We start from the raw sequence: 7,704 nt of genomic DNA on the forward strand, positions 1-7,704 counted from the left end.
GATATGAGCCGCACGATCTTCAGGTCCCATATATGCTTCCGTTTCTATTATTTTGGCCACGACCAAACCCGATGGATGTTGATGGACGATGTATTGTCCGATTAGATTTTTCGCAAGATTAATAGTTGATTGCTGAAAAAAGTCGGCTGATATAGGTTGGAAATTCATGTACATCCCCCTTTCTATTGTTATAGACTAACTATGTTAAGCTATCCTCTTTTTTATCGTACATTTGTGCTGGCCGCTGTTAAACTATATTGTTGATTTCTGTTCCAACGCACTTTCATGTTTCGAAGCTAGCGTAGCGATGCAACGATCTACCATGTTTCGAAGCTAGCGTAGCGATGCAGAAACAGAAACAGGCTGGCGGTCCGCGAGCCTCCTCGCTGCGCTGCGGGGTCTCACCTGGACACGCTAATCCCGCTGGAGTCGCCGCCTTCCACTACAGTAAGTAATATGGAGCATCGCTGCGACGAGTAATCGCAAGAACAAAGACATTGGCTGAATACAGGTCGACCAACGTCTTTCCTAAGGGAAAGTAGCTGTTTTGCGGAATATCAACAGTATGCTTAAAATTGCCTTATTATAATAAACGAATACATTAAATATTATTGAAACGGGGATGATAAGAATGAAAGAGATAATAAATGAAATCAATCAATTTAGAGACGATCGTGGATGGGGAGGCAATCATGATGCACGTAGCCTGGCCATTTCTATTTCATTGGAAGCAAGTGAACTTTTAGAATGCTTTCAATGGCGTTCAGGCGAAGAAGCGATTGCTCACGACAAACAAGCCATCGTGGATGAAATGGCTGACGTGTTCATTTACTTGCTTCAGTTCTCCGATGTAATCGGTGAAGATTTAATGTTAGCGGCTCGTGAAAAAATGAAGAAAAATGCCATAAAGTACCCAATACCGTCTAAATCAGTATAAATCGTCCTTACATACATCTATTTTCCTATTGAAGTATAGTTAACTGAATATTACATTATTTATAAAAGCTAATAAGGAGTTGACTGCATGAACAACTGGAAGTGGTTAATTTGGATTGCAGCGGGCTCACTCCTCTTCTTTTATACAAGAACTGATACAAAGCAGGATCAAGTAAGCGCAAATCCAACACTCATTAAAACGTACGATCCAAAATACAATCCGAACCAATCATTGGCCGATTATCTGGTTTTCCGTTCTATGATTTCAGGACAAGCAAAAATGGCCGTTACTGGCAGTAGTGTCACACGCGGATCTGGATCTTCCCATCAATCGAAAACATGGCGTGGACGTATCGAAGCAAATCTTCGAAATACGAACCATTCTCTGAAAGACCTTATCATCTCAAATCATGGCTACTCAGGCTATACTTCGGTAAGGTTACTCGAAGATCATGTGACTGCTCCCATATTGAAAGAGCAACCGGATGTTTTATTTATTGAGACATCTGTAATTAATAACCACAATAAAAATGTGTCTTTGGATGATACGTTTAAATCATTGGATTCTCTATACAAATTGTACGCTGAAGCATTACCGGAAACTCGCATCGTTTTTCTCTCGCCAAATCCATGCACCGAAAATAAATTTGGACCAACACTTAATCAGTTTGGCCTGAAGTTTACAGATTATGTTGATGAAACGGCTGCCTATATCAAAAAGCAGGGATGGCGTTATTTTGATACACATGGTGCTATGCTCTACCATATGTCTTCAAAAAACATAACCCTCCCATCTACGTTAAAAGATGGCATTCATCCGAACGATCGCGGATATAAAGTTTGGGCCGAAGTATTATGGCCTTTCGTTCAACAAAAACAAGAAACTATTCCAAGCACTATGTAAAGATCAAAAAGCACAGCTCTTGCAGAGTTGCGCTTTTTGTTTTACATCAATTAGTTATTTCTTGATCAGACCTTTATCAATCAAGAAGTCATGTGCTACATCCTCTGCTTTTTCACCATCAATATCGACACGTGCATTCATCTTTTGCATATCTTCCAAAGAAATCTTTCCTGCTAATTCGTTTAACACATCTTCAAGTTCAGGGTACGTTTTGAGTGTTTCCTCACGAACAAGTGGGGCTGCATCATATTTCGGGAAGAAACCTTTATCGTCTGTTGTGATGGCTAAATCGAATCGTTCAATTCGGCCATCTGTCGTAAAGGCCGTAATGACATCAACATCTCCTTGTTTAACCGCTTCGTACATTACGTTTGGATCCAGACTTTCCTCACCAGAGAATTCGAATGGATACACTTTCAGCAAGGCATCATAACCATCCCCAGGTCGCTCATAAAAAGCATGGGGTGCACCGAACACGATGTCTTCTGACTTCGACGCTTTAACCAAGTCAGAATAGGTCTCAGCATTATAAGGTTTATCTTTGCTATAAGCTAAAGTGTACGTATTTTCAAAGCCCAATGGTTCCAGCCATGTGACACCGAACTTTTCTTCATATCCCTTACGAACACGTTCCAGAATACTTTCGGAGCTTTCATCTTGTTCCAACTTTTCCTCCAAAACCGATTGCAACCCTGTTCCCGTATACTCTACATAGACATCGATATCACCTTTTTCAAGCGCCGGTGTCAATATCGCCACTTCGCCTAACCCTTCTTTATACTCCACTTTGTAATCTGTTTTGGATTCCACGTACTGGCCGAGTATTTGGGGTAAAATAAACTGCTCGGTAAATTGTTTCCCGCTGATTACAATCGGTTCACTTGCGTTGCCCCCAGCATCGTTTGATGAGCCACAGCCAACTAACGTTAACGATGTTAAAAGTGCTATACCCGCTAACCTTTTCTTCATGTCATTTCCTCCTAATGTGTTTTCATCCCTTTTGGTGTTGCTTTCTTTTCAACCCATTTCAATAATAAATCGAAACTGATAGCCAGTAATGCTACCGGAAGTGCACCGGCAAGAACGAGCGAGTTATTATACGATTGCAAACCTCGATAGATGACATCCCCTAAACCACCAGCACCCACAAACGTGGCGAGTGTTGCAATCCCAACTGTCAGGACGGTAGCTGTTCGAATACCTGCCATTATAAATGGCAAAGCAAGCGGAAACTCAATTTGTTTTAATATCTGTGTCCGCGTCATTCCCATTCCGCGTCCCGCTTCAATAATCGATGAGTCAACACTGGTCAACCCTGTATAGGTGTTGCGGAGGATTGGTAGCAAAGCATAAATAACAAGTGCAATGAGTGCTGTTTTTGACCCTATTCCGATGAGAGGTACCAAGAAACCGAATAATGCTAAACTCGGTATCGTTTGAAATATTGCAGTTATGCCTATTACAGGTTCTGCGTATTTTCGATAGCGTGCAATCATCATTCCAAGCGGCAAGGCAATCGCAATGCCTATTGCCAGTGCCACGAAAGATAAATAGATGTGTTCGAGGAACGCTTGTTGAATAAGATCAGAGCGACTTTGGAGTGTATCCAAAAAATCAGTCATAAGAAGAAGCACCTTCTTCCTTTGCTATTACTGCCTTTAACAACGAAGATTGGTCAAGGTAGCCAACAAATTCTTCATTCGTATAAACCGCCAATACATCTGTATGGGGCTTTTCCAATAAGGCAATTGCTTGTTCCACGTCATCTGAAGAGTTAATGGAAACAATTTGTTCTCTCATATTGGATTGAGTGTAAAACGGTGACAACTCCCCAATCTTCCATTTGCCAAATGACCGTTTACGATTAATGCGTTCTTCACCGATAAAATTCCGTACAAATTCATTGGCAGGTTGATGGATAAGCACTTCTGGAGATCCCACTTGTTCCACTTTTCCATCTCGCAATACAATAATATGGTCAGCTATTTTCAACGCTTCATCCATATCATGCGTGACAAAAACGATGGTTTTCTGAATTTCTTGTTGAAGATTTCGCAATTCATCTTGAAGTTGTTCACGACTGATTGGATCGAGAGCGCTGAATGGTTCGTCCATTAAGACAATGTTCGGGTCCCCAGCCAATGCACGTACTACGCCTACACGTTGTTGCTGACCTCCACTCAATTCAAGTGGAAATCGGTTCAAATACTTTTCCGGATCGAGTCCAACAATGTCCATCAGTTCGTTGACACGGGCTTGTGTCTTTTCTGCAGTCCACCCTTTTAATGTAGGTACCAATGCAGCGTTTTTAGCGATAGTCATGTGGGGAAATAAGCCGATACGCTGAATGACGTAGCCTATAGATCTTCTAAGTCCCACTTCATCTTGATTTTTAATAGATTGGTCATCAATTAATATATCGCCTGAGGTAGGTACTTCCAGTCGGTTAATTATCTTCATCAATGTGGTTTTACCGCATCCACTGGGACCGATAATCACCGTTAACATGCCTGTCGGAATGGTCAATGAAACATCTTTTAATGCTTCCGTCCCATCCGCAAACCTTTTCGTTACTTTATTAAATCGAATCACAGCCTCTGCCCCTTTTAAGCTTCAGTATGTATATCTTTTTCCTATTACCCGTTAATCATATGAAATATGCATATTTTCTTCGACTTATTCATAAAAAAACACATCCACTCGATTTGTGTAACCGAGTGGATGCAGCTTACTACTTTAAAGCATTTATTTGAGCAGTTAATTCATTGAAACGTTGGTCAAGTGCCTCATATTTTGAATCATGTTTGGATATAAAACTGATTTCGCCAAGGATTRCCTGTCTTTCTGTTTCGAGCTTCAACAGTTGTTGCTGTTGTGCCGTTTCAACTTGGCGATTTTGCCATTCTTTAAAAGTCATGTCGATTTTTTTCATGCATCCACCTTCAAAGACCAGGAGTTTTGTGGCGATTTTCTCAAGAAAGTATCGATCATGCGTCACAACGATAATGGTCCCTGGATACGTAGACAAAGTTTGCTCCAGTTGTTCACGCGAAGGTAAATCCAAGTGATTGGTCGGTTCGTCCAGTAGCAATACATCTTTTTGTTCGAGCATGAAAGCCATTAATTTTAGTTTCAATTTCTCTCCCATACTCATGGACTTGATCGGCAATCGCCAATGTTCTTTCCCGAACCCCAGATTGATCATCAAAGTTTGAATCATTCCCCGGGAGTCAAAATCATGAGGGACAAACCATTCTTCCGGAGTTTTCTCTTCCGGTATATCATCTATGGACTGTTGCAAGTAGCCTATACGCATCGCTTTTGTTCTCCACAGTTCACCCTCATACGGTTCTACTTCCATCAGCATTTTCAACCATGTGGACTTTCCACATCCATTCGGTCCCACGAGTGCAACTCTTTCACCTTGCATAATGGTAAATGAAGCATCTTTCCAAAGTGTGTGACTTCCAAAAGTTTTAGTGACGGACTTGGATTCAATCACGCGGTTTCCTTGCTTACGGTTTGCTTCAATAGAAAATGACACTGCTTTCTCTTCTGTTGGACGATTGAGTTCGGCTTTTGCTTTATCTCCTTCAAGCCGCTTACGTTTCGAACGGATTTGAGTATCCATCCTTTTTGCTTTTACCCGATAATGTTCTTTAAATCCTTCTTGCTTGGTCGATTGTGAATGAGCTTTTGCAGACCAATTTTGAAGAGAAGAAATCTGTTCATCAATCTGGGCAATTTTTTTCTGTTGCACCTCAAATAGATGAGTTTGCGCTTTTCGTCTCTCTTCTTTTAGAGTGCGAAAAACAGAATAATTCCCTTCATATGCTTTGACACCTTGATGTTCCACTTCCCAAATCCCATCAGCCACTTCATCCAGGAAATGCCTGTCGTGTGAAACGACCATAACAGTCCCCTTGAAACGCTTAACTTGCGCTATTAATTCATGTAAGCTCTGCTGATCCAAATGATTTGTCGGTTCATCTAAAATCAGTAACTGAACTTGATTTGAAAAAGCTTGCACTAGCCTCTGTTTCATTTGTTCACCACCGCTCATTAATTCATATGAACGACCTTTTGGAACTTGCCATTTATGCAATTCCCTCTTTTGAACAGGCGCAAATTCTTGTGGTTCAGATACTTGCTGTTTAAAATAATGCATCGAAGGTATGCCACCAAACCACTGAATTAACCCTTCACTTGGTTCCTTTTCGTTCGCAAGGACTGACAGTAAGGTTGACTTTCCTTCGCCATTTGCACCGACAATTCCAATGCATCCCCCTTGTCTGATGTCCATCGTCACATCTTTCAAGATTGTTTTACTTCCAAATTGTATCGATACGTTCTGTAATTTTCCTAGTAAGGTCATCATGATCCCTCCAATTTCGGAGAAATAAAAAAATCCTCCGTTTTTTTACGGAAGGATTCACTGATCATTTATAGTCATCACAAAAAAGCTCTTTATGTACAAAAAGAGTTACGATGATGGGATAAATGGGCAGACGAATCCAATTTCCGTTTTGCAAAAATGTTCATTTGCATAGAAATCAGATTAGATATCCATCAGTCACCCATCGTCCCTTCATACTTAGTAACAAAATTATACCATATTGCTTTTCAATTGACGCGCAATTTCTTCCATTTCACCATTACTTATTTCAATAACAGGTTCCACCACTTTGAAGCCATCTTCTGAAAACCTCGGTATGATATGAAAATGGACGTGCGGAACTTCCATACACGCTCCATTGTTTTGCATAATCGTTACACTTTCTGCAGGATAACATTCCCTTATGGATTTCACGACATTTTGACAAAGCGACATAACCACCATATTTTCTTCTATTGTCATGTCTGTTAAATCCGGCACATGACGTTTTGGCAAAACCAACACATGGCCTTTCTGAATGGGGTCAATATCCAAAAATGCAATGGCTTCCTCTGTTTCCTTTACCACTCTCGCTGGCAGCTCACCTTTTATGATGCGGCAAAAAATACAGTTCATTGACTACTCACCTCGTTTTGCACTTTTTTCGTCAATCCTTTAAACACTAATTCATATGAATGTGTAATGCATTCCTTGAAAAGTGCATCCGGCAAAGTACCATTTAAAGCTAGAGAATTCCAATGGGTTTTGTTCATGTAGTAGCCTGGCTGGATGTCTTCGAATTCTTCACGAAGCATATCTGCACGTTGTGGTTCACATTTCAATGAAAGGATCGGCGTACCCGAYTTATCGTGACCGAACATAGCAAACATTTTCCCGCCAACTAAATAACGCTCTGCATCCCAGTCCTTCTGATAATCAAACTGTGCCCCTTTTTGTGCGGCACACCATGCTTTCAATTCACTCGCTTCCATTTCATTGCCCTTTTTCCGGTAAAAATTCTAAGTGAATGGAATCCGCAATTTTCCGGTAACCGATTTCCTGATAAATTTTGTTGGACGTCGGGTTCAACATATCTGTATATAGTACACAGAAGTCATATGTTTTGAGCAACTCTTCACTTCCAGCAGCGACCATCGTCCGCGCATAGCCTTTTTTTCTTTCCTCGTGAGGAGTAAAAACAAATGATACGGTAACCCCTCGATCTGAAGGACGTGCTTTTTTCATCATTGATACGACTTTCCCGTTGTCTTCCCAAAAGAATACTTCCTGATCCTCAAGAAACTGTATGACGCGCTCATTAATCACTTCAGGTGGGGAGCTTTTAAGTCCCGTATCCTGTTCGAACGCTTTATACCAAGTTGCCAGTATTGGCGCTTCGTCTTTTCTCGCATAGCGCCAAGATCCCGAACTTTTTTCGAGTGATTGTTCGACTTTATCCAGACGGTATAAGCCTTGATCCATCAATAAT

Annotated in this window: 10 protein-coding genes; 2 read left to right on the forward strand and 8 right to left on the reverse strand. The window is 41.0% G+C overall.

Features of this window, described 5'->3' with window-relative positions:
• A partial coding sequence (locus AC1DSB_RS11145; protein ID WP_477586730.1) for a DNA-3-methyladenine glycosylase occupies positions 1-174 on the reverse strand: 174 nt, incomplete at its 3' end.
• 457 nt (positions 175-631) lie between these two features.
• Between AC1DSB_RS11145 and AC1DSB_RS11150 the strand changes: the two genes are divergently transcribed.
• Positions 632-937 carry a nucleotide pyrophosphohydrolase gene (locus tag AC1DSB_RS11150; RefSeq protein ID WP_016429680.1) on the forward strand — a complete coding sequence of 102 codons (306 nt, stop codon included), beginning with the start codon at positions 632-634 and terminating at the stop codon, positions 935-937.
• An 87-nt stretch (positions 938-1,024) separates the two neighbouring features.
• Positions 1,025-1,840 carry an SGNH/GDSL hydrolase family protein gene (locus AC1DSB_RS11155; RefSeq protein WP_016429679.1) on the forward strand — a complete coding sequence of 272 codons (816 nt, stop codon included), beginning with the start codon at positions 1,025-1,027 and terminating at the stop codon, positions 1,838-1,840.
• Positions 1,841-1,894: 54 nt separating this feature from the next.
• Here the strand turns inward: AC1DSB_RS11155 and AC1DSB_RS11160 are convergent, their stop codons facing one another.
• From AC1DSB_RS11160 to AC1DSB_RS11190, 7 genes are all read right to left on the reverse strand, one after another.
• The gene (locus AC1DSB_RS11160) at positions 1,895-2,809 is read right to left on the reverse strand and encodes an ABC transporter substrate-binding protein (RefSeq protein WP_477530931.1); all 915 of its coding nucleotides are present in this window, start codon (positions 2,807-2,809) and stop codon (positions 1,895-1,897) included.
• Between the two features lie 11 nt (positions 2,810-2,820).
• The gene (locus AC1DSB_RS11165) at positions 2,821-3,462 is read right to left on the reverse strand and encodes an ABC transporter permease (protein WP_342542852.1); all 642 of its coding nucleotides are present in this window, start codon (positions 3,460-3,462) and stop codon (positions 2,821-2,823) included.
• Positions 3,455-4,432 (reverse strand): ABC transporter ATP-binding protein, encoded by a 978-nt coding sequence (locus AC1DSB_RS11170; RefSeq protein WP_477530930.1) that lies wholly within the window; start codon positions 4,430-4,432, stop codon positions 3,455-3,457. Before AC1DSB_RS11170 ends, AC1DSB_RS11165 begins: the two co-directional genes overlap by 8 nt.
• Positions 4,433-4,571: 139 nt before the next feature.
• Positions 4,572-6,215 carry a ribosomal protection-like ABC-F family protein gene (gene abc-f, locus AC1DSB_RS11175; protein ID WP_477586728.1) on the reverse strand — a complete coding sequence of 548 codons (1,644 nt, stop codon included), beginning with the start codon at positions 6,213-6,215 and terminating at the stop codon, positions 4,572-4,574.
• 231 nt (positions 6,216-6,446) lie between these two features.
• Complete coding sequence (locus AC1DSB_RS11180; protein WP_477530928.1) at positions 6,447-6,851, reverse strand: HIT family protein; 405 nt, start codon at positions 6,849-6,851, stop codon at positions 6,447-6,449.
• Positions 6,848-7,207 carry an MmcQ/YjbR family DNA-binding protein gene (locus tag AC1DSB_RS11185; protein ID WP_342542848.1) on the reverse strand — a complete coding sequence of 120 codons (360 nt, stop codon included), beginning with the start codon at positions 7,205-7,207 and terminating at the stop codon, positions 6,848-6,850. Before AC1DSB_RS11185 ends, AC1DSB_RS11180 begins: the two co-directional genes overlap by 4 nt.
• A 1-nt stretch (position 7,208) precedes the next feature.
• On the reverse strand, positions 7,209-7,704 hold a 496-nt coding region (locus AC1DSB_RS11190), incomplete at its 5' end, for a GNAT family N-acetyltransferase (RefSeq protein ID WP_477586729.1).

The organism is Paenisporosarcina sp. P4_E4_2 (assembly GCF_056401595.1).

Coding starts and splice junctions, on each gene's coding strand:
- AC1DSB_RS11150 (WP_016429680.1), top strand. CDS start 632: ATGAAAGAGATAATAAATGAAATCAATCAATTTAGAGACGATCGTGGA.
- AC1DSB_RS11155 (WP_016429679.1), top strand. CDS start 1,025: ATGAACAACTGGAAGTGGTTAATTTGGATTGCAGCGGGCTCACTCCTC.
- AC1DSB_RS11160 (WP_477530931.1), bottom strand. CDS start 2,809: ATGAAGAAAAGGTTAGCGGGTATAGCACTTTTAACATCGTTAACGTTA.
- AC1DSB_RS11165 (WP_342542852.1), bottom strand. CDS start 3,462: ATGACTGATTTTTTGGATACACTCCAAAGTCGCTCTGATCTTATTCAA.
- AC1DSB_RS11180 (WP_477530928.1), bottom strand. CDS start 6,851: ATGAACTGTATTTTTTGCCGCATCATAAAAGGTGAGCTGCCAGCGAGA.